The following is a 21,400-nucleotide window of genomic DNA, read 5'->3' on the forward strand; positions in this document are numbered from 1 at the left end:
TGGCCGCTACGCACACGTATGAGCGAGTTGCCAGCCGAACTGAAAGCGGCGTTCGAAAGTCAGGGCTACGACGTCGGATCGGCGACCGAGAACCGCGACCAGCTCCGCGTGACGATCCTCGAGCGCGGCGCGCCGGCAGACGAGTTGCGATCGGTCGTCCACGACGTCGTCGGTGAAGACCGCGTCCGCGGGATGAACGTCTCGACCGAGACGCTCGAGGGACAGGACGTAGTCTCCACGGTGGTGTCGGTTCGCTACCGCTCCTGAGCGATCGGAGGAGGCGATCCCGGCTCAAAGGGTGTAGTCGAACTTCCCGTCTTCGGTCTCGAGGAACGCCTCGAGGAGGTCGATCGTTCCGGCGACGTCGTCGACGTGAGCGGCCTCGGTGGGCGTGTGGAGGTACCGCGTTGGGACCGAGATCGCACCGACAGGTTTCGCGCCGTAGCTGTGCTGGAAGCCCGCGGTGTCGGTGCCGCCGGCGGGGAGCACCTCGAGCTGGTAGTCGATCCCGCGCGCTTCGGCCACCGATCGCAGCCGCTTGTGGACCTTGGGGCTGGTGATGACGCTCGAGTCTTTGAGCTTGATCGCTGTTCCCTCGCCGAGCCGAGTGACGTGTTCGCCTTTCTTGAACTCGGGCACGTCGTTGGCGACGGTAACGTCGAGGGCGATCGCCAGATCCGGGTCGATGTCGACGCCGAGCGCGCGGGCACCGCGGAGGCCGACTTCCTCCTGGACGGTGGCGGCGAAGTGGATCGTCACGTCCGGCGCTTCGATCCGGCGGGCGGCCTCGAGCATGGCGAACAGGCAGACGCGGTCGTCGAGCGCCTTCCCGGTGACGGTGTCGCCGACGCGTTCGGTCCGCGCGTCCAGGGTTACGAGGTCACCCGGGGAGACCCGTTCGTTCGCGGTCTCGGCCGGGAGCCCGAGGTCGACGTAGACGTCCTCGACGTCGGGCGTCTTCTCGCGTTCCTCCTCGTCCAGCGTGTGCGGCGGCGGTGAGCCGATGATCCCTGGCAGGTCGCCGTCGTCGGTGTGGACGGTGACTCGCTGGGCTTTCAGGATGCGGGCATCCCAGCCGCCGAGCGGGTCGAGCTTGAGGAAGCCGTGTGTGTCGTCCTTGTCGCTCGTGACGTGTCGGACCATGAAGCCGATCTCGTCCATGTGGGCGGCGACGGCGACCGAGTACTCCGAGGCGCCCTCGAGCGTGCCGACGACGTTTCCCATCGCGTCCGTCCGGACCGTATCGACCGAGTCTTCGAACTCGCGTCGAACGACGTCTCGGATCCGATCCTCGTAGCCGGGGACGCCGCGTTCTTCGGTCAGTTCGGTCAGCAGGTCGAAGTCGAGCGTCTCCTCTGCCATGCCCGTTTCTGGGCGAGTTCCCGTGATAAACCTGCGGAAGGCGGCCGTTCAGTCGTGACGGCCGATCGACACGGGTCTCGAGGTTCGAACGTCAACCGCGAGCTTTTAGCAGGTCGGTTTGCTAGACCGTGTGTATGAGCGACGTACGAGTAGCCGGCGTCGGCCTCACGGAGTTCGGGAGTAGTCCCGAGCGAACGGGGCGTGACCTCTTCGCGGAGGCGAGTATCGAGGCGTTCGAGGATGCAGGCGTTCCGCGTGAGGACGTCGAGGCGCTCTTCTACGGCAACTTCATGGGCGAACTGGCCGAACACCAGGGCCACCAGGGACCGCTGATGGCCGAGGCGGCGGGCGTGCACGCCCCCGCGACGCGGCTCGAGTCAGCCTGCGCGTCTGGCGGGGTGGCCGTCCGCGAGGCAGTCAGCCGAATCCGCAATGGCGAGCACGACGTCGTCCTCGTCGGCGGCGCCGAACGCATGACCAACCTCGGCACCGGCGGCGCGACCGAAGCGCTCGCCATCGCCGCCGACGACCTCTGGGAGGTTCGCGCGGGCGTGACCTTCCCCGGTGCGTACGCGCTGATGGCCCAGGCGTACTTCGAGGAGTTCGGCGGCGAGCGCGAGGACCTCGCCCACGTCGCCGTCAAGAACCACGAGAACGCCGTCCCGAACGAGAAGGCCCAGTATCGGCGCGCGATCGAGGTCGACGACGTCCTCGAGGCGCCGATGGTTTCTGCACCACTCGGCCTCTACGACGCCTGTCCAATCTCCGACGGCGCCGCAGCGGTCGTCCTCACGAGCGAGGCCTACGCCGCCGAACACGACCTCGAGGCCCCCGTCGCAATCACCGGCTCGGGACAGGGCGGCGACCGGATCGCCCTTCAGGACCGAACGCATCTCTCGCAGTCGCCTGCAGCCCGCGAGGCGGGCGCGGAGGCGTACGCCGACGCCGGGATCAGTGCCGCGGACGTCGAGGTCGCTGAGGTCCACGACTGCTTCACGATCGCCGAGGTACTCGCTCTCGAGGCGCTGGACCTCGCGCCCGTCGGCGAGGGGATCACGGCCGCTCGAGACGGGCTGACGACCGCCGACGGCGACCTCCCGGTGAACCTCTCGGGCGGGCTGAAAGCCAAGGGTCACCCCGTCGGCGCGACCGGTGCGGCGCAGGTCGCCGAGCTGACGGCACTGCTCCGCGGGGACCACCCCAACAGCGACCACGTCGACGACGCGACGGTCGGCCTGACGCACAACGCGGGTGGGACGGTCGCGAGTGCGGTCGTTCACGTACTGGAGGTGGTCGCATGAACGGAGTGAATGCGATTACGCCAGAGCTTTGCTCTGGAGGTGGTCGCATGAGCGAACGCCGTGAGCGAATGCGATTACGCCAGAGCTTCGCTCTGGAGGTGAGAGAATGAGCGACGCACGAGACGCCGGCTACGACGACTGGCTCGAGGCCGTCGAGGAGGGCGAGCCCTACTATCTCGAGTGTCCCGAGGGGCACGGCTCGCTGCCGCCCCGTCGCGTCTGTCCCGACTGTGGCGCGACCGACCTCGAGGAGACGCCGCTGCCGGCGGCGGGCGAAATCGCGACGTTCACGATCACGCACGTTCCGACGCCATCGTTCGCCGACGACGCGCCCTACGTCGTCGGCGTCGCCGACTTCGGCCCCGTGCGGATCACCGGCCAGGTCGTCGGGGTCGATCCGACGGCCGTCGAGACGGGGACGGCCGTCGAACTCGAGGTTGCGACGTCGGAGACGACGGGCGATCGAGTGCTGGCGCTCCGACCGCGGTAGTGCCACGAGGCCGGTTCCGATCGGATCGAGGGGCCCGTCGCGAAACGGCGACGGACCGTTCGATTTCGACCGTGCGAGCCGGTCGGTGGTTTCGCCGCCCCAGCTTGCAGTGATTTCGCGGCCAGGCACTTCGCTCAGCGTTCACGAAACGTCAAAAATGCATGTTCGGTCGTGTTTCAGGAGATCAGACCTCGGCGCTACCGGCAGCTTCGAGCAGGCTAACGACGTCGGCAGCGTGGATTCGCAGTGTGACCGCCTGTTTTTCGGTCAGCTGTGATCCAGAGAGCCCGTCGAGCTGGTTTTGCACAGCCTCCAGTTCGTTGATCGCCGACTCGATCCGATTGTCGATCGAGTGAATCGGCTGTCCACCACCGGCTCCGTCGTGAGTGTTGCCATACTCTTCGAGTTCATCCAGCAACTCGTTCAGCCGTCGGCTGGTCGTCTCTAGCTTGGCGAGGATTCCCGGGATACCTCCCTGGCTACCCCGCCCACGGTCCGACGAGTCGGTTTTGTCCGTGACGGCTTCCTCGAGGCTCAGGAGCGCTTCCAGCGCCTGCTGGAGGTATCCTGCTTTGTCGACGATTTCGACGACAGTCGTCGCTGTCTCGGTGACGCCATCACCCACGGCGTCTAGCTCGATGGCTCCGTGACGAGCCGCTGCGGCTGTGCCGGTAACCGTCAGGTCCGCGCTCGAACCCGCTGTAAGTTCGCTGATCGTGGCTGGATCGACGGCGAGGTCGGAGACGACTTCACCGAACTCTTCGACGTGCTGAACATCGACGTCGACGGTTTCGACACGTCGGGAGCCGAGATTTTCCAGCGTGTAGGTGAGCTCGAGAGGTGCACCTTTTGGAACGGTCACCTGGTCGGATCCGAACAGCATGACCAGCGGTGGGAGCGGAACCTGGTGTTTGTGGTCGTGGAGCTTTTCTGCACGCTGGTTGACTGCACTGTGTGCCTCGATGAGCGTCTCCACTCGAGCGGCGAACTCCTCTGCGGGGAGGTCTCCCTCGCTAAAGGCGAGCCACTCGAACGTGTGCTCGAGTCGGTGAGACTGGGCCTGAGTAGCGGACTCGAGCAGCTGGTGCGCCGCTCGATTGGCTTGATTGGCTGCATCCGTGCGGGCGGTAATACCTCGTGCGAGCGTTCGCAACCCCCGTTCACGGTCGGCCTGCACCTGAAGGGCTGTTTCCGCATCGTCGTACAGTTCCAGGGCACCCTCGACGTCGTTAGCCATCAAGCACTCGTAGAGCGCTTCTAGACGAGGATCACCCATGCGAAACACCTCCCAGATCGTCCTCGACGAGTCCGGTCACACCCACGTGGTGGAGGTTCGCGTAGTACAGCGTGACCCCGGCACCGACGGAGGCCTGGAACAGGTCGATCAACGTTTGGAACGCCGCTAGCTTCGCACCGAACACCGCTGCTTTGACCGCGACCGCGGCCGCCTTGATTGCCAGGGGGATGCCCTTGATAGTGACGAACAGCAGCCCCGAAGCGATCAACAGCCCTGCCGTCATGTTCGAGAGCGTATCTTCGAACCATCCGACTTTGCTTCCGAGCCAGTCTGCATTCTCGTGGATGGCGTCAGCGACGTCATCAATCGCGTCAATCCCACCAGCGAACACGTCTCTGACGTGCCCGCGGGCTGTGGCGTTCTGCTGCTGGAGCTCTTCCAGGCGCTGTTCCAGAACTGCCATCCGGTCGTCGATCGAAGTATTGACGCCCGACGGTTCTCCAGGATCCGTTCCGAGACTGGTTCGGACTTCGTGGACGTCGGTAAACACCGGCACGTCCGGTAGCGGGATGGCCGGCGTCTCCATACTGATGGTGATCTCGTCGTCGATAGGAGGCAGCCCCCAGTCCGGTAAGAACCCCGTTGGTAACTGGACAGTTACGTCGACGTCGGGTAGCTCGAGTTCACTGGGTGCTGGCACGTGCATCTCGGGTACCCACGGTGACTCGTAGTATCCCTTGAACAGCAGCTGCTCGAGACCAGTCTGTGGGTCGGAGGCGTCACCGGGGACGTCCTCGAGGCGACTCTCGATAGCGTCGGTGATACCGAGCCCGTCGCCCGCTTGCTTTGCAGCGGTGGCACCACCGTCGAACGCCTCGTCGATGATCTTCTCCCAGGGTTCGTCTTCGGGATCGAAGTAGTCGTGATCGCCATCGTCGATCGCTCTGACAGTGGCAGCGGTGTAAATGGCGATGCTATTGAGGCGACGCTGGATCGTGTTGAACACGTTCTCGTCGATAACGCCACGGCCAGCGTAACTGTCGAGAAGGGTGTTCAGTCCCTCGACCACTCGGGTGACGACACCGTTGACGAACCGTCGCGTCAAGCCACCAGCTTTCCGTCTGATGAGTTTGGTACCCTGTGCTTTCGCGACCTCGACGAGGAGCCCGGCGATCCGCTCGAGGGTACCTCCGGGCTCGGTCGCGACGGCTGTGGACCGTTCGGTGACCTCCTCAGCGGCGATCATCCGATCGAGAGCCTCCTCCAGTTGTTCGAGTTCGTCTTCGTCTTCGGCATCGGCGCAATCGTCTTCGTCTGCGATTTCGCCGTCGAGGAGTGCTTCTGCGTTTTGATCGACCGACTCACGGGGGAGTCCGAACCCCTCCGCCATGGTTCTAATGGTCCCGATGCTGTCCCGTTTGGCCTCGATTTTTGGTTTCAACGGACAGCCGACTTCTATTGGAACCGTCTCGGAGTCAACGAGCACGCCGTCACGCAACATCTCTCCGTTGACGTTCCACTGGCCTTCCGGATGCTCGAGGCCGAGGGCATCGGCCCACTCGGTGGGCGTCCCGAGCTCCCAGGTTCGTGCTACTGTTTCGTATCCCTGTGTCCAGCTCTGTTCGTCGAACGAGTGGGACAGTCCCGTCTCGACGTGTTCGACTTCCAGCAATCCCGTGACAGTGAACGGTCCCGGCTCACAGTACAAACCGGGACAGAAAATCGTGTAATACCACGTTTGAGTTAGCTCTTCGTGTGGATAGACGATTTCGGTGCTCGTCGTCTCTACGTCGGTCGTTTCCGCTGCGACTGTCCCCTCCGGTTCGGCCGCCTCGTCCGTGTCGTCGGCGACCGCAGACGTCGATCCGAGGCCGATCCCGGCAACTGCGCCGCTGTACTTCAGGAACCGTCGTCGCTCGAACCGATCCTCGAGCGGTGTGTGGTTCCCCCCTAGTTCATCGTCCATTTATTGTATTCTCCTTGTATTAAGACTCGTCATATTACAACACATCAACTTCATCAACAGAAACTAATTCGAGGAGACATTATAAATAATCTATGGTTATTCCCGATGGCTGTGAATTGGCGCGGTAATAGATCGGAGGTTGGGTACGAGCGACAGGAACGAGAGTGGGTCCCTGTCGTTCAAGAAGAGAACACGTACTGAGGGGCCACGGTCACGGGTAGAAACGAGTGATCTGCCCGTAGAACACCGACGGTACAGTACAGAAGGCCAGCTATCTTGCTGGTGGGAACCAGCCATAATGACGGTTGTAACTGTTTATCAGTGATCACCCCACCAGGACGGCGATCACCGGTACGAGACTACAACCATCGTTATCAGCTGAGCAACTCGCGTGCGTTGTACCGCCACATCCGGACGTGGAGTACGTCCAGCTCGAGCAGCTTCGCGACTTCGCCGGCGTCGATCGTCGCGAGTCGCTCTGCGGAGATGATCCCCGCCTCAGCGAGTCGCTCCGCGTTTTCGGGACTAACGCCCGTGACGGCCGTCACCGGGGTCGGCCGCGGATACGGCCGCTCTTTTTGCTCCTCCGACTCGTCGTCCTCGGCTCGAGTTCTGACGGCGTCGAACGCCTGCCAGTCCTCGTCTGCGCTGGCGGCGACCCATTCGCGCTCTCGCTCGCCCAGGCCACGGACCTCACTCGAGCGTCGGTCGAGATCGCCGTCGGCCTCGAACGACCACGGCAGGGAGAACTGTCGGCGGAGCGCGGTCGCCACCGATTCGTCGACGCCGACGTCGAGCAGCGACCGGTAGGACCACTCCTTGTTCGCGACCGCCTCGGGCGCAATGCCGGCCGCCTCGAGTTCCGCGCGAGCGGCGGGGTCGACGGTCGTGACGGCGTCACCGGATTCTTCGACGACGTTTTCCTTGCTCACACGAGTCACCGGACTGTCCGTACCTCGAACCATCGGCTCTTGAACGTTACTCTCCTGCGTCGGTCTTGAGTGTGTTGGTGAGTTGATATCTGGGTCGGCGTGAGTGACCGTCGAAGGAGGTGATTCGAACGCCGTCGACGGGTTCATCGGTACACTTACGAGCGGATCGGGAGAAAGCCGGATATGGTTCGTGAAAACATCGACCGAATTGGCGTCGTCGGCGCAGGCACGATGGGGAGCGGCATCGCACAGGTCGCCGCCACGAACGGCTACGAGGTCGTCATGCGCGACATCGAGGACGACTTCGTCCAGAACGGTTTCGAGACCATCGAGGGGAGCCTGGCGCGCTTCGACGAGAAAGGGGTCCTCGAGGAGTCCCCCGAGGCGATCGTCGAACGGATCGAGGGGACGACCGAGCTCGGCGACCTCGCCGCCTGTGACGTCGTCGTCGAGGCGGCCCTCGAGAACATGGACGTGAAAAAAGAGATCTTCGAGGACCTCGAGGCGGTCGTCGACGAGGACGTGCTGCTCGCGACGAACACGAGCACGCTCTCGATCACGTCGATCGCCGCGGCCACGGACTCGCCCGAGCGCGTCGTCGGGCTTCACTTCATGAACCCGGTGCCCATCATGGAGGGCGTCGAGATCGTCGTCGGACAGAAGACCGACGAAGCGGTCGTCTCCCTCGCGCACGACCTCGCCGAGGACCTCGGGAAGACGACCTGGGAGTCAGACGACAAGCCGGGATTCGTCACGAACCGCATCCTGATGCCCTGGCTCAACGAGGGCATCCGCGCCTACGACGAGGGCGTCGCCAGCAAGGAGGATATCGACGCGGGGATGGAACTCGGCACCAACGTCCCGATGGGGCCGCTCACGCTCGCCGACCACATCGGACTCGACATCTGTCTGCACGCCTCGGAGACGCTGTACGAGGAGCTTGGCGACCGGTACAAGCCGGCCTACCTGCTGAAGCGGAAGGTCGAGGCGGGCGAACTCGGCAAGAAGACCGGAAAGGGCTTCTACGAGTACGACTAGCCGCGCCGGCCGATCGCCGAGCGCGACGGCTCCGGTCGTGGCGGACCACGAATACTGTCGCCGAAGGATATTTATCAATCCGTTTCAGTTATCCGAGTGATGCGCCCTCCACTCGCCGCATTCGTCCTCGTGAGCGTCGTGATCGGTGCCGGCATCGTCGGCCTCGCCGTCGCTGCACCACCACCGACCGTCATCTGTGCCGTCTGTGACGGCGACCTCGAGGGAGCCACCGGCCCCGGAACCCTCGACGTCTACCTCGAGGAGAGCGGCGACGCCGAGTGGGTCGAACGCGTCCCGGTCGACGCGACCGCTGCCGACCGCTACCGCGACGATCCCGAAGCGCTCGAGGCCGCGGTTGAGGAGGCGTGGGCTCCGTTCTCCCACGTGACGGGTGAGGAGGTGACCGACGTCGAAGGCGACCTCGAGGGTGACGACGTCGTCGTCACGTACGCCGTCGCGGACGTGGCGCGGCCGGGAGTCGGCGACACCTGGCTCGTCGACTACTTCTACGCGGGCGGGACGGCGACGCGCTACCACGTCGGCGGGGAGCGGGTCACGATCCACCCACCGGACGGACACGTGGTGACGAACCGGCCGCCGGACGGCCACCTCGCGGACGGTGCGGTGGCGTGGGACGGCGGCGATCCGGGACCACTGGCGAGCGACTTCGACTCCAAAACCGTGGTGACGTACGGACCCGACGACGACGTCGCCACGACGGCCGCCTCCTACGCGACGATCGCCGCGGCGATCGGTCCCCTGGCCGTCAGACACGGCGTGCTCGCCGGCGTCATCCCGGCGCTCGTCGTCTCGGGGGGCGCGCTGGCGGCGACGCGACTCGAGCGCAGCGCCGGCAAACTCCGACGGCTCCACGCTCGCGTTTGCGGACGCGACGTGGACGAACTCGGGCGGAGGATCGTCCTCGTTGGCATCGCCGGCGTGCTCGTGGCGCCGCTGGTCGGGTACGCGCTCGCGGGGCAGCCGATCACGCTGGATTCGGTCGCGTTGGCGGCGGGCGCGGCGGGATACGCCGTCCTCGGTGCGATCGTGCGTCAGCTCGAGGGCGACGTCCGGACCGGGTCGCTTCTCGCCGTCGCCGTGGCCGTCGCGCTGGGCAGCGGCACGGTGAGCTGGCTGGTTCTCAGTCCCGCCGGCGCCGTCGTCGTGGCGTCGTTCGTTCTCTCGGCCGCGGCGTTTCTCCCGTTCGGCCACGCGATGGCGCGTGGTCGGGGCGCCGCCCTCGCGTTCGGTCCGGTCGTGGCCGGTCCGTTCGCGGCGGCGGTCGCGATCGCCCCGGTGTACGTGTTCGGGCTGAGCCCGCTCGTCTACGGCCTCTTTCTGGCTCCGACGGCGGTGCTCGTCGTTGCCGCTGGCTACCCGCTCTCGGTCGTCGGTCGAGCGCTGGCGGTGGAAAACGAGGCTGGGATGACCGGCTAGTTACTCGTGGAGTGGCCGCTCGGCCATCTCGTTTCGAAGCTCGCCGACGTGCGTCCGGGAGACGCCCTGCTCGAACTGCTGGAGGAGGGCGAACACCTCCGCGCGTGAGATCTTGACGTTGCCCTCCGTCAGGACGTCCTCCGGTCGTTCACGGAGCTCGCGGAGGGTGCCGACCGCGAGCAGGTAGGGGATTGCCCAGGCCGAGAGCGTGTTGCCGCGGTGTTCGGGGAGCACCTCGAGGTAGTGCTGGGCGTCGTCGAGGTAGCCTTCGGCACGACCTGTCACCCGGCGGATGACGTTCGTCACACCGTGGTGGTTCTCCTCGCAGGTGACGGCCTCGACGTCGACGTTCTCTTCTTCGAGCCACTCGGCGGGGAGATAGACGTTGTTCTCCTCGTGATAGTCACGCTCGACGTCCTTGGCGATGTTGACGAGCTGGAGGAGCAGGGCGAACGACCGGGCGTTGTTCCGGAGCTCCTCGGCGCGATCGGGCGACGCGCCGCGGGAGACCAGTCCCGTGATGAGCGTGCCGACGGTGCCCGCCGCGTACCAGCAGTACTCCTCGAGTTCCTCGAGCGTCTGAAGGCGGAGGCCACCTTCGTCCGCGTAGCGGGCGGTGAACATCGCCATCCCGTCGACGAGTTCCCGGACGGGCTCGCGCATGATCTCGCGGGGCTCACCCTCGAGCGATTCGAACGTTCGGAGCACTCGCGGAGTTCGGGCGACGACCTCCCAGTCGGTGTTCGGCTCCTCGGGGATCCACGGCTCGACGTCGGCCATGAACGCCTCGACCGTGGTCGGGTCGTCGGGATCGAGCAGCTGGTCGTACGTCGAGAGGAGATCCGTCTGCACCCCCGGGGGGATGTGTCCTGCGTCCTCGATCGTGTCGGCGATTCGACAGAGGAGGTAGCCGAGGCAGATGTGTCTCGCCATCGGCTCCTCGAGCCGGTCGATCGTGATCGAAAACGTCCGTGAAACACCGTGTACCGCCTCGTAACACCACTCCAGGTCGGCTTCAGTTGTCCGTTCGGGCTGGCCCGTTGTCATCTACTTGCGACCCTTTCGAGCGCATCCCGGAAAAACACCCCGGTCCCGGCGGAATACTTTCGATCCCGCCCGCGAACGCGAACGCCGATGAAGACAACAATAAAGAACTGACCACGCGATAGCTCTCGCATGGACTTTACGCTCTCCCCCGAACAGGAGCAGATCAGGGACATGGTTGCCGAGTTCGTCGACGAGGAGATCGTCCCCGTTGCGAGTGAGATCGACCACGACGACGAGTTCCCCCACGACCTCGTCGCCGAGATGGGCGAACTTGGCCTGATGGGCATGCCCTTCCCCGAGGAGTACGGCGGGGCCGGCCTCGATTATCACTCCTACGCGATCGGCCTCGAGGAGATTTCCCGTGGCTCGGGCGGCATTGGGACGATCGTCGCTGCACACATCTCGCTGGCGGGCAACATGCTCTACGAGTTCGGCGACGAAGCCCAGAAAGAGCAGTATCTGACGCCGCTGGCCGAGGGAATCGACGTCGGCGCGTTCGCGCTCTCGGAGGCCGGCGCGGGAAGTGACGTCCCGGCGATGGACACGACAGCCGAACGCGACGGCGACGAGTACGTCCTCAACGGCGGCAAGCTCTGGATCTCGAACGGCTCGGTCGCCGACACGGTCACCGTCTTCGCGAAGACCGACCCCGATGCAGGCAACAAGGGCATCTCCTCGTTTATCGTCCGCCCCGACGAGGACGACGGCTTCTACGTCGAGGGCACGGAGGAGAAACTCGGCGACAAGGGCTGTCCCACCGCCGAACTTCGGTTCGACGACCTCCGACTGTCCGAAGACCGGCTGCTCGGCGAAGAGGGCGACGGCTTCGTTCAGGCATTGAAGACGTTAAACGGTGGCCGCATCACGATCGCCGCTCGCAGCATCGGCATCGCCCGCGCCGCCTTCGAGGAGGCCCGTGACTACGCCAGCGAGCGCGAGCAGTTCGGCCAGCCCATCGGCGAGTTCCAGTCGATCAAGCACAAGCTCGCGGACATGGACACGAAGATCCAGGCCGCCAAACTGCTCATGCACAAGGCCGCCGACAACAAGATCCGCGGCGAAGACTACATCAAGGAGGCCGCCCAGGCGAAGCTGTATGCCTCCGAAGTGAGCCGCGAGGTGGCCAACGAGGGGATCCAGATCCACGGCGGCTACGGCTACACCAAGGATTTCCCCGCCGAGCGGTTCTACCGCGACGCCAAGCTCAACGAGATCTACGAGGGCACGAGCGAGGTCCTCCGAAACACCATCGGCGACCAGCTCCTCCGCTGATGACGACCCACACCTCGACGTGCGTTAACATCCGTTTCGGTCGAACGTATAGCGAAGACAGATTATCGTCCAGCACAGTAACTCAGGTATGACTGACGAATACGACGTGATCGTCGCCGGGGCCGGACCCGCCGGCGCACAGTGCGCACGCGACCTGGCCGCTCGAGGCTACGACGTCGTCGTTCTCGAGACCGAACGCGAAGCCGAGTTCCCACGGACGAGCAACAAGTCGACTGCCGGGACGTTCCCGTCGATGATGACGGCGTTTTCCATCCCCGACGACGTCGTCATGAACTACACCGACGCCGTCGTCCTCGAGTCGCCGAACGATCACTTCGTCCAGGAACAGGCCGGCGCCGTCCTCGAGTTCGCCGACTTCAAACGGTTCCTGGTCGAAGACGGCCGTGCCGACGGCGCGGAGTATCGCTTCGACGCCCGCGTTACGGCGCCCATCATGGAAAACGGGGAGATCGTCGGCGTCCGGTACAACGGCGACGAGGAGGTCTACGGGAAGATCGTCGTCGACGCGACCGGTCCGAGCGCGCCGCTGGCGAAGGCCCTCGGCGTGAGCGACCTCAAACGGGAGAATCACGCCATCGGCGTCGAGTACGAACTCGAGGGGATCCACGTCGACCACCCCGGCTTCGCCGACCTGACCGACGCGATGATGCTCCGGCTCGACCACAACCTCGCCCCAGGTGGCTACTCCTGGATCTTCCACACCGGCGAGGACACCGCGAAGGTCGGCCTCTGTTACATCCAGAACGAGAGCCACCGGCAGAACGCTCGCGAGAGTTTCGGCATCGACGATTACCTCGAGTTCTGGCTCGAGACTGACCCCCGATTCCGCGACGCCGAACGGATCGAGGGCGTCCAGCATCGGGGCTCTGCGCACATCCAGCTGCCCGGAGAGCGGCTGAGCACGGACAACTTCATGGCGATCGGTGACACGGTCCCGACGGTCGATCCGCTCTGGGGCGAGGGTATCCACAAGGGTATGAAGTCCGCCCGTGCCGCGGCGGCGACGGTCGACGCCTGCCTCGACAAGGGCGTCGAGGACACCTCCGCCGAGCAGATGGCGCTGTACGACAAACTGTGGCACCGGGACGTCGCCCCGCAGATGTCCACCCGGCTGCTCATGACTGAGCTGCTCTATCTCGCGCCCAACGAGCGCTACGACCGGCTGATGGCCGACCTTCGCCGACTCGACGAAAACACGCTGGCGAAGGCCAACCGGGGGAACAAGCGGGCGATCGCGAAACTCCTCCACCTCGAGGACCTGCCGCTGCTGGCGCGCTACCTGCAGAACCGTCGCGGGATCGAACTCCCGTCGGCTCTCGACCGAACGCTCGAGCGCACGGCGGGTGCGAGCCCGGGCCGGTTCGACTGACCGCGAGCGGACGCTCGCCCGTCGCGGTTCACGGCTCCCGTGGCGGCCGGTCGGCTGCGTCCTCGAGACACCCCTCCACCCACGCGACGTGCTTGCGGAGGCGCCGCTCGCCCGCTTCGGTGAGCGCGTAGGCGTCGTGGATGCCATCGGCCCGTTTCTCGACGAACCCGCCGTCGACGAGCGCCGACAGCGAGCCGTAGAACGACTTCGGCTCGAGTCGTTCGTCGTAGTGAGACTCGAGTCGCGACTTCAGTTGCTGGCCGCGTAGTTCGCCCTCGGCAACGAGCAGATAACACATGTCGCGTCGTCGGCCGCTCTGGAGCCACCTGGTCATGATGGGTGGCCAGTTCGTTCGAGCGTGGCTCGAGCCTTACGATTCGGCGCGGGAAACTGCGTGAACGACCGCTGAACCTGCGGCCCAGGCGAGCCCGCCAAGCGTCGACGACGCGACCAGCACGGGGCCGCCGAGTTCGACCGAGACGGCGTACTCATCGGGATCGAGTTCGTGTCGGAGAAGAAACCACGTCCCGCCGGGGTCGCCGAGGACGACGTCGCCGGAGCCGACGATGAGCGAGGTAACCACCACCGTAAACAGGCCGAACACGAGCAGCGTAAACGTCACGGCCGCTCCCGTGACGAACGCCGCGAGACGTCGCTCGAGCGAGCGTCGGCGGCTGGATCGGCGGCTAGCCGCGTCGTACACGGCAAGTCCTTGCCCCCGGTCCGTCGGCAATCCCGCGATGCGGGCGCTCGAGGGATATCGCAGGATGGCGGCGGCCATCCAGAGATCGCTGACGGAGCCGGCGACGTTCGCTGCGATCGGGACGAGCAGCAGTGGTGACTGGACGACGGCCAGGAGAACGAGCCCGGTGGCCGTGATGACGACGAACGGGATGAGCAAGATCACGAGTAACTGGTTTCGCGTGAACGCCAGCTCCGAGCTCTGCACGTAGGCGTGTGGCCTGACGAACCCCGAGACGCCGACGCCGTAGCTCGGTGCCGCCCCGTAGCGCGTCATGGCCAGCCCGTGGAGCAACTCGTGCGGGACGACGACGAGCACCAGCAGGACGATCACGAACAGGACGCCGACGAGCAACTCGAGCGGCGAGGAAGCGACCACCGTGATCGGCTCGAGGGCGCGGCCGGTGATCACCTCGAGGACGACCCCCAGGAGGGCGACGGACCAGAAGAACGAGGCCGTCGAGACCACGCCGAGTCGGACGGCGACCGAGCGCGTGACCCTGACCGAGGCGAGCGGCTGGCGTTCGGTCGGCTCGGCGGACGACACGGTCAGCACTCGCGGGACGAGCGTAAAAGCGATGTCGATGTCGGTTCGCTGACCCGTCGAACTGGCGTTCTGCCGGTCGAAACCGATAGCTTGGCCTTCGCCGACGCCGCAAGAACGTGTATGACCGACGGTGCACACACCCTCGAGGAGAACGACGTCATCGCGACGTACACCGAAACCGACGCCGAACGCCGCCTCGAGTTCGAACGGGGGAATCGAACGGCCGCCATCGCCCAGAACGTCGACGGCTACGCCATGCTGAAAGTTCGGCCGACGGTCGACGGGGACGAACTCGAGCGCTACTACGGCTTCGACATGGCGCTCGACCACGCGGCGGAGTTGCTGGGCGTTTCGCCCACCGATCTGCCAGTTCCCGAACCGGCCGAAGACCTTGGGATGTGAGCCGACTCGAGTAGCCGTTCGTCCCCCCACCGGCTCCCTGGCGTCGCTTCGTCGGCGGGCTACGAGTAGTTTGACCGTCGAAAACGGGACAGATAAGTACAGTCGGCCGAATCCCCCCACTAGAGCTAGCCGTGGCATCGGACCCCTTCCCCCGGCCAATCGGGACACGAACGCGTTTTTCGGGACTGCTCGCAGCGACTGCGCTCGGCGTCTACCTCCTGCTCGTCGTCGGCGCGACCACGTCGCTCACCGGCGCGGCCTCCTCGTGTACGACGTGGCCGCTCTGTCACACGCCTGCGGACCCGCTGAGCCAGACGGAGCTCACCATCGTCTGGAGCCACCGACTCGCGGCCGTCATCGTCGGGCTGCTCGTCGTCGCCTCGACGGCCGCCGCCTGGCTCGGCGACGGCTCGAGTCGCGTCCGGTACGCCCTCGTCGCCGGCGTCGCCCTCTACGCGGTCCAGATCGGCGTCGGCGCAGTTACGGCGACGATGGGGCCTGCGGCCATCGTACCCGGCCTCCACCTCGCGCTCGGTATCGTCGTCTTCACCGTCGTCGTTCTCGCGCTCGCGTGGGACCTCGAGGCGACCACCGGGAGCGACGACGACGCGATCGACGTCTCGCCCGAGCCGCTCCCGCTCGAGGAGGAGCCGGCCCCCACCCGAAGCCTGCCATCGGGCCGCCTCGCTCGCGCGAAGCTCACGGCCGCGGCGTACCTCGAGATGATGAAGCCGCGGCTGATGTGGCTGCTCTGTCTCGTCGCCGCCGCCGGCATGGCGCTCGCGGCAGGGCCGGCACTCGACGCCTACACGGTCGGCGCGACGCTGCTCGGCGGCGTGCTCGCGATCGGCGCGTCGGGGACGTTCAATAATGTCTTAGAGCGCGACGTCGACCAGCGGATGTCCCGGACGTCCGACCGGCCACTCGCGACCGACCTCGTCCCCGTCCGCAACGCGCTGTTGTTCGGGCTCTTTCTCACCGCGGCGTCGCTGTCGGTCTTCCTGACGATCAACGCCCTTGCCGCGGCGCTCGGGCTGGCCGCAATCTTATTTTACAGCGTCGTCTACACGCTGTTGCTCAAACCCAACACGGTCCAGAACACGGTCATCGGCGGAGCGGCCGGGGCACTCCCGGCCCTGATCGGCTGGGCGGCCGTGACGAACGAGATCGGCCTTCCCGCGCTCGCGCTCGCCGGCGTCATCTTCCTCTGGACGCCCGCACACTTCTACAACCTCGCGCTGGCGTACAAGGACGACTACGCCCGCGGCGGCTTCCCGATGATGCCCGTCGTTCGCGGCGAGACCGAGACCCGAAAACACATCGTCTACTACATCGCCGCGACGCTCGTCGGCGCGATCGCCCTCGCCTGGATTACCACGCTCGGCGCCGTCTACGCCGCCGCCGTCGTCGTCTTCGGCGGGGTCTTCCTCTGGTTCGCCGTCCGGCTCCACTTCGAGCAGACCGAAGCCGCCGCGTTCCGGGCGTTCCACGCTTCGAACGCCTTCCTCGGGGCCGTGCTCGTCGCGATCGTCGTCGACGCGTACGTGCTCACCGGACCGTTCCTCTAGCGCGTCGGTTATTCGTCGACGCCTCGAGCGGACTCGAACCACCCGACCACCTCGTCGACTCCTCTGCGTGCCGATCGGAACGTCGACGAACTCCTTCGGAAGGTCGCCATTCCCTGTCAACACTGCGCCAGCGAGCCGCGAGTACGGGGAGACGGTGTCGTCCAGATCCGCACAGCCGTCGCAGCCGTCGTCCACGACGTCGTTGTCGAGCGGCTGGTCGTCTGGGCCATCGACCTCTCCCGCCCCTGGCTGATTCACCGTGAACGGGTGGCTATTGTGGCCACGTTCGATCGCCGAAACCGTTCACGCCTCATGTACTTCTCGAGTTTTGAACTGATAAATAAGCGGTTTCCATAGAGATAGAAACCCATATGTAAGAGTAGGCTAACCCTACGGCGAGTACGCCTCCCGAAGCCGTGATACGGTGTTCAGCCGCCCTCGGACGGATATCGGCCGTCGACCTCGGCTTCCTCGCCCGCGTGCTACACTCGTACCCCCACCATGTCCGAAGAGACGCTCGTCGTCGACAAGTGTGCCGTCTGTGAAACGTACTTCCTCGTCAGCTCGGTCGCCGACCTCCGTCGCCGCGTGAACGCCCACGAACTCGAGGCCCACGGCCGAATCAAGCCGACTCGAGTCGACCACGGCGCGACCGACCACCGGTGACGACGGCCGTTCGCCGACCGCCCGGTTCTCAGTCGAGTTCCGGCAGCACCGATTCCTCGTAGCACTCGAAGAACGAGTCCTGGTCCGGCCCAATCTGGTGGACGTAGACGTGGTCGAACCCGGCATCGATCGCCTCGTGGATACTCTCGAGGTGATCCGCCGGCTCTGGACTCGTCACCGTCGCCCCCTCGGCGATGTCTTCGTACTCGACCATCTGCGCTGCCTGCTCGAAGTGGGCTGGCGTCGGTAGCTCCTGACTGAGTTCACCGGGAAGGGCCGTGTTCGGCCAGTGCTCGAGGACCGTCTCGATCGCTTCCTCCTCAGTTTCGGCGTAACAGACGTCGAGCTGGGTGTACGTCGGTCCCTCGCCGCCGGCGTCCTCGTAGGCCTCGAGCACGTCCTCCTTGATGCCGACGGTCCACAGCCCATCGCCGTACTCGGCGGCCATCCACGCGGTCTTCGGACCGAACGCCGAGACGGCCACCGGCGGCTTCTCCTCGGGGAGGGTGTAGAGGCGGGCGTTCTCGACGGTGTAGTGTTTCCCACGGTGGCTCGTGTTCTCACCTTCCCAGAGGGCGTCCATCAGCTCCATCGCCTCCTCGAGCAGCTCGAGGCGGACGTCGTGTTCGGGCCAGCGGTCGCCGAGGACGTGCTCGTTTAAGTTCTCGCCGGTTCCGACGCCGAAGGTAAAGCGGCCCTCGAACATCGCGGCGACGGTGGCCACGGCGTGGGCGCAGATTGCGGGGTGCATTCGGATAGTGGGACAGGTGACCCCGACACCGACGTCGAGGTCGTCGGTCGCGTGGGCGATTGCCCCCAGCACGCTCCAGACGAACGGCGAGTTCCCCTGCGTCGAGGTCCAGGGGTGGAAGTGGTCGGAGATCGACGCGAAGTCGAAGCCGACCGCCTCGGAACGGACGGCGTTTCGGACGAGGTCGTTCGGGGGGTGTTCTTCACTCGAGAGGGTGTAGCCGATCTGTGCGTCTGTCATCGAGGCTCCTATCACGACCGCCCTGCTAACGGCTGGGCTTGCGACGGCAGGAACGACTCGATCACGGCAGCGACGGTATCGGGCGTTCACTCCCAATCGAGCGCCGCCGGAAGCTCGCCGAACCCGGACCCGGTGTAGCGGTGCGCGGCCCACCCGGCGGCCTCCGCCCCCTCGACGTCGGCGTCGGCGTCCCCGACCATCGCGTACGCCCGCGCCGGGAGCCGCTCCTCGGCGACACGGAATGGAGCCCCGTCTGGCTTGTGGGCACCGACCTCGTAGGTGGCGACGACGACGTCGAAGTGTCGCTCGAGGTCGTGCTCGCGGAGTTTCGCCCGCTGCCACCCGGGGAGGCCGTTCGTGAGGACGCCGAGCGCGTACGTCTCCGACAGTCGCTCGAGGTCGTCGTGGACGGCTTCGGGCGGTCGACACGCCGCTCGCTCCCGCCTGTGGAGTTCCTCGGCGAGGGCGGCCGGGCTCGAGGGGGCGTCGATACTGGCGAACGCCCGTTCGGCCGGATCCGGCTCGCACGCCCCGAACAGTTCGAAGAACGCGTCGGTGTACTGCTCGAGCCACGCCTCGCGCACTTCGCCCGCCACCGCGGTGAACGTCTCCGCCAGTAGCTCACGATACGGGCGGTCGAATCGCAACAACGTCCCGTCCAGGTCGAAGAAGATCGCTTTCGTGGAAGTCATCGTCTCTCGAGAGAAGCCTCGCACGGACCTGTGGTCTGCCGTCACTTATCGCTTTTCACACCAGTTCGGACGACCGTCGTCGTTCGGACGTAACCGCCCCGTAGGTACGAGTCGGACGAACGGAGCGGGGGTCGTCACTCCGTGAGGTGTCGGGCGATGATCTTCTGCTGGATCTCGGAGGTCCCCTCGTAGATCGTCGTGATCTTGGCGTCGCGGTAGTAGCGCTCGACGTCGAAATCCTTGGTGTAGCCGTAGCCGCCGTGGACCTGCACCGCCTCGCTGGCGACGTCGACGGCCGTCTCGCTGGCGAAGTACTTCGCCATGCTCGCAGCCATCGGATCGAGGCCCGCGTCGTTCTTCCGGGCGGCGTCGCGGGTGAGCAGCCGGGCGGCCTGGACGTTCGTCTGCATGTCCGCGAGTTTGTGGGCGATGGCCTGGTGCTCGATGATCGGCTTGCCGAACTGCTCACGCTCGTTGGCGTAAGAGACGGCGTCGTCGAGCGCCGCCTGGGCCACACCGACGGCCTGGGCTGCGATGGCAATTCGGCCCCCGGTCAGAATTGAGAAGGCGGCCTTCAGCCCCTCTCCAACTTCGGTCAGCCGGTTCTCCGCGGGGATGCGAACGTCGTCGAAGATGAGCGTCGTCGTGTCGCTCGCGCGGAGGCCGAGTTTGTCCTCCTTCTTGCCCACCTCGAGTCCCTCGGCGTCCGCGGGGACGAGAAACTGCGTGACGGTGTTCGGGTCCTCCCGGTCGGTCTTCGCGAAGAGGATAATCACGCCCGCTCGCGAACCGTTGGTGATCCACTGCTTGTCGCCGTTGATCACGTACTCGTCGCCCTCGAGTCGCGCCTCGGTGCTCATCTCTGCGGGATTCGAGCCCGCGTGGGATTCGGAGAGGGCGAACGCCCCGACCGGCCGTCCCCGGGCCATCTCGGGAAGCCACTCCTCACGCAATTCGTCGCTCGCGAACTCGTCGATGCACGAGGTCGCCAGCGCGTGAACCGAGAGCGCGGTCGCCACCGAGAGGTGGCCGTAGGCGACCTCCTCGTTGACGATCGCCTTCGTCATCTCGTCGGCGCCGAAGCCGCCGTACTCCTCGGGAACCGTCAGACCGGTGAGGTCGAGTTCCGCGAGCCCATCCCAGACCTCCTCGGGGAACACCTGGTTCTCGTCGGCCTCGTCCACGACGGGACGCATCTCCGCCTCGGCGAACTCCCGGATCGTCTCCTGAATGAGCCGCTGTTCGTTCGAAACTTCCATGCTCACCCTATTTCGGCAACGCGATAGTAAATGTGTGTCTCGATCGGTCAGGTGTCCCCGTTGACCAGCTTCTCACCCTCCCAGTCGCCTGCCAGGCCGACCGAACCACGAGGTCGCGGCGGCGCATCCCGCGTGTCCCGGCGGCGCGACAGCGTCGCCGGACACGCACGCCACTGCGCCGCCGGGGAGGTGTGGCGGCTCTCCATCGCGAGGGCGGCTCGAGCACTGCGAGAGCCGCACGAGCCGGTTACCGTACGAGCAAGAACGCCGCGACGGCGACGCCGGCGACGACGACCAGGAACGCGACGAAAGCGACTGCCCCACCAACGACGGCCGCCGTCGCCGCCGCGAGTCCGATCGCGAGCAGCGCCAGCACGAGGACCCCGAGCGCTCCAGCGTCGAAACTCCGTTCGACGACTGATTGGGACAGCCGTTCTCCGGCGGCCGACGCGTTCGGCTCGTCCGGCTCCCGTGGCGGTCTGGCGAGCGACTCGTCGACCTCGACCGACGGCGGGCCGGGCGTGACAGTCACGTCGATCGTTACCGACGTGGCCCCGTAGCCGGTCGACAGCTCGAGCGTCCCCTCGACGGGTTCGGAGACGTCCCCGACGACGACGGGCACGAACGTCTCTTCGGTGGTATCGACGTAGTAATTCGATCGATCGAGGGTGGCGATCCGGGCGAGGGCACCGCCGAGCCGACAGTGGACGTGTACGGGCCTCGAGTGGCTCTCGAGGACGACCCCGAACGACGCCTGCGTCTCGAGAGACTCGCTGTCCACGGTGATCGTGTCCGGGCCATCGCGGCCCACGCTGACGGTGAGTTCCTCCCCCGGCACGGTCGCCTCAGGCGGGGGTCCCCTCGCGCATGTCCGGCGGGAGCAGGTTCGGAATGCCGTCCTCGATGGGATAGCGCTCGCCGCACTCGCTGCAGACGAGCGTCCCCGAAACGATCTCGTCGCCGTCGTACTCGGCGTCCTCGAGCTCGAGTTCGTGTTTATCCATCGGGCAACAGAGAATCTCAAGCAGCGACTCTTTCATACTACTACGGGTGTCCGCGGAG

General features: G+C 65.8%; 22 protein-coding genes. 10 read left to right on the forward strand and 12 right to left on the reverse strand.

All coding sequences use genetic code 11. From position 1 onward, the window contains the following. Positions 1-18: 18 nt before the first annotated feature. A complete protein-coding gene (locus NMQ09_RS10090; protein WP_255194457.1) occupies positions 19-267 on the forward strand; it encodes a hypothetical protein in 249 nt (82 codons plus the stop codon). A 24-nt stretch (positions 268-291) separates the two neighbouring features. On the opposite strand, the gene NMQ09_RS10095 is transcribed toward NMQ09_RS10090, so the two are convergent. Beyond that, positions 292-1,362 carry a M42 family metallopeptidase gene (locus tag NMQ09_RS10095; protein WP_255194458.1) on the reverse strand — a complete coding sequence of 357 codons (1,071 nt, stop codon included), beginning with the start codon at positions 1,360-1,362 and terminating at the stop codon, positions 292-294. Positions 1,363-1,496: 134 nt separating this feature from the next. Between NMQ09_RS10095 and NMQ09_RS10100 the strand changes: the two genes are divergently transcribed. Next, complete coding sequence (locus NMQ09_RS10100; RefSeq protein ID WP_255194459.1) at positions 1,497-2,663, forward strand: thiolase domain-containing protein; 1,167 nt, start codon at positions 1,497-1,499, stop codon at positions 2,661-2,663. 106 nt (positions 2,664-2,769) lie between these two features. Further along, entirely contained in the window at positions 2,770-3,153 is a 384-nt protein-coding gene (locus tag NMQ09_RS10105) for a Zn-ribbon domain-containing OB-fold protein (RefSeq protein WP_255194460.1), read from the forward strand. A 184-nt stretch (positions 3,154-3,337) separates the two neighbouring features. Here the strand turns inward: NMQ09_RS10105 and NMQ09_RS10110 are convergent, their stop codons facing one another. The 3 genes from NMQ09_RS10110 to NMQ09_RS10120 all read right to left on the reverse strand — a co-directional run bounded on the left by NMQ09_RS10110 (position 3,338) and on the right by NMQ09_RS10120 (position 7,288). After that, positions 3,338-4,390: a hypothetical protein gene (locus NMQ09_RS10110; protein WP_255194461.1), complete on the reverse strand. Its 1,053-nt coding sequence runs from the start codon at positions 4,388-4,390 to the stop codon at positions 3,338-3,340. A gap of 31 nt (positions 4,391-4,421) precedes the next feature. Beyond that, complete coding sequence (locus tag NMQ09_RS10115) at positions 4,422-6,356, reverse strand: hypothetical protein (protein WP_255194462.1); 1,935 nt, start codon at positions 6,354-6,356, stop codon at positions 4,422-4,424. Positions 6,357-6,730: 374 nt separating this feature from the next. Then, positions 6,731-7,288, reverse strand: coding sequence for a DUF7409 domain-containing protein (locus NMQ09_RS10120; RefSeq protein WP_425607264.1), 558 nt, complete (start codon positions 7,286-7,288; stop codon positions 6,731-6,733). Positions 7,289-7,471: 183 nt separating this feature from the next. On the opposite strand from NMQ09_RS10120, the gene NMQ09_RS10125 reads away from it, so the two are divergent. Both NMQ09_RS10125 and NMQ09_RS10130 read left to right on the forward strand, forming a co-directional pair. Then, positions 7,472-8,326, forward strand: coding sequence for a 3-hydroxyacyl-CoA dehydrogenase family protein (locus NMQ09_RS10125; protein WP_255194464.1), 855 nt, complete (start codon positions 7,472-7,474; stop codon positions 8,324-8,326). A gap of 99 nt (positions 8,327-8,425) precedes the next feature. Continuing rightward, positions 8,426-9,763 (forward strand): hypothetical protein, encoded by a 1,338-nt coding sequence (locus NMQ09_RS10130; protein ID WP_255194465.1) that lies wholly within the window; start codon positions 8,426-8,428, stop codon positions 9,761-9,763. Here NMQ09_RS10130 and NMQ09_RS10135 read toward each other — a convergent pair whose 3' ends face one another. Continuing rightward, positions 9,764-10,810, reverse strand: coding sequence for a phytoene/squalene synthase family protein (locus tag NMQ09_RS10135; RefSeq protein ID WP_255194466.1), 1,047 nt, complete (start codon positions 10,808-10,810; stop codon positions 9,764-9,766). A gap of 129 nt (positions 10,811-10,939) precedes the next feature. Between NMQ09_RS10135 and NMQ09_RS10140 the strand changes: the two genes are divergently transcribed. Then, positions 10,940-12,082, forward strand: coding sequence for an acyl-CoA dehydrogenase (locus NMQ09_RS10140; RefSeq protein WP_255194467.1), 1,143 nt, complete (start codon positions 10,940-10,942; stop codon positions 12,080-12,082). 88 nt (positions 12,083-12,170) lie between these two features. After that, entirely contained in the window at positions 12,171-13,472 is a 1,302-nt protein-coding gene (locus NMQ09_RS10145; protein ID WP_255194468.1) for a digeranylgeranylglycerophospholipid reductase, read from the forward strand. A 28-nt stretch (positions 13,473-13,500) separates the two neighbouring features. On the opposite strand, the gene NMQ09_RS10150 is transcribed toward NMQ09_RS10145, so the two are convergent. Both NMQ09_RS10150 and NMQ09_RS10155 read right to left on the reverse strand, forming a co-directional pair. Next, positions 13,501-13,806 carry a PadR family transcriptional regulator gene (locus NMQ09_RS10150; protein WP_255194469.1) on the reverse strand — a complete coding sequence of 102 codons (306 nt, stop codon included), beginning with the start codon at positions 13,804-13,806 and terminating at the stop codon, positions 13,501-13,503. A gap of 36 nt (positions 13,807-13,842) precedes the next feature. Next, positions 13,843-14,760 carry a DUF3267 domain-containing protein gene (locus NMQ09_RS10155; RefSeq protein WP_255194470.1) on the reverse strand — a complete coding sequence of 306 codons (918 nt, stop codon included), beginning with the start codon at positions 14,758-14,760 and terminating at the stop codon, positions 13,843-13,845. A 120-nt stretch (positions 14,761-14,880) separates the two neighbouring features. Here NMQ09_RS10155 and NMQ09_RS10160 point away from each other — a divergent pair, with 120 nt between their 5' ends. The 3 genes from NMQ09_RS10160 (at position 14,881) to NMQ09_RS10170 (ending at position 17,396) form a co-directional block, all read left to right on the forward strand. Further along, on the forward strand, positions 14,881-15,162 hold the full coding sequence (locus NMQ09_RS10160; RefSeq protein WP_255194471.1) for a DUF7111 family protein: 282 nt from the start codon (positions 14,881-14,883) through the stop codon (positions 15,160-15,162). Between the two features lie 131 nt (positions 15,163-15,293). Beyond that, entirely contained in the window at positions 15,294-16,730 is a 1,437-nt protein-coding gene (locus NMQ09_RS10165; protein WP_255194472.1) for a heme o synthase, read from the forward strand. Positions 16,731-17,231: 501 nt separating this feature from the next. Further along, entirely contained in the window at positions 17,232-17,396 is a 165-nt protein-coding gene (locus NMQ09_RS10170; RefSeq protein WP_255194473.1) for a hypothetical protein, read from the forward strand. Between the two features lie 28 nt (positions 17,397-17,424). On the opposite strand, the gene NMQ09_RS10175 is transcribed toward NMQ09_RS10170, so the two are convergent. The 5 genes from NMQ09_RS10175 to NMQ09_RS10195 form a co-directional block, all read right to left on the reverse strand. After that, positions 17,425-18,387 carry a TIGR03557 family F420-dependent LLM class oxidoreductase gene (locus NMQ09_RS10175; protein ID WP_255194474.1) on the reverse strand — a complete coding sequence of 321 codons (963 nt, stop codon included), beginning with the start codon at positions 18,385-18,387 and terminating at the stop codon, positions 17,425-17,427. Positions 18,388-18,473: 86 nt separating this feature from the next. Then, complete coding sequence (locus NMQ09_RS10180; protein ID WP_255194475.1) at positions 18,474-19,079, reverse strand: HAD family hydrolase; 606 nt, start codon at positions 19,077-19,079, stop codon at positions 18,474-18,476. Between the two features lie 134 nt (positions 19,080-19,213). Next, positions 19,214-20,338 (reverse strand): acyl-CoA dehydrogenase family protein, encoded by a 1,125-nt coding sequence (locus NMQ09_RS10185; protein WP_255194476.1) that lies wholly within the window; start codon positions 20,336-20,338, stop codon positions 19,214-19,216. A 247-nt stretch (positions 20,339-20,585) separates the two neighbouring features. Continuing rightward, complete coding sequence (locus tag NMQ09_RS10190) at positions 20,586-21,176, reverse strand: DUF7524 family protein (RefSeq protein WP_255194477.1); 591 nt, start codon at positions 21,174-21,176, stop codon at positions 20,586-20,588. 7 nt (positions 21,177-21,183) lie between these two features. Then, positions 21,184-21,378, reverse strand: coding sequence for a methytransferase partner Trm112 (locus NMQ09_RS10195; protein WP_255194478.1), 195 nt, complete (start codon positions 21,376-21,378; stop codon positions 21,184-21,186). Positions 21,379-21,400 lie beyond the last annotated feature (22 nt).

The organism is Natronobeatus ordinarius, assembly GCF_024362485.1.
GTDB classification, from domain to species: Archaea; Halobacteriota; Halobacteria; order Halobacteriales; family Natrialbaceae; genus Natronobeatus; species Natronobeatus ordinarius.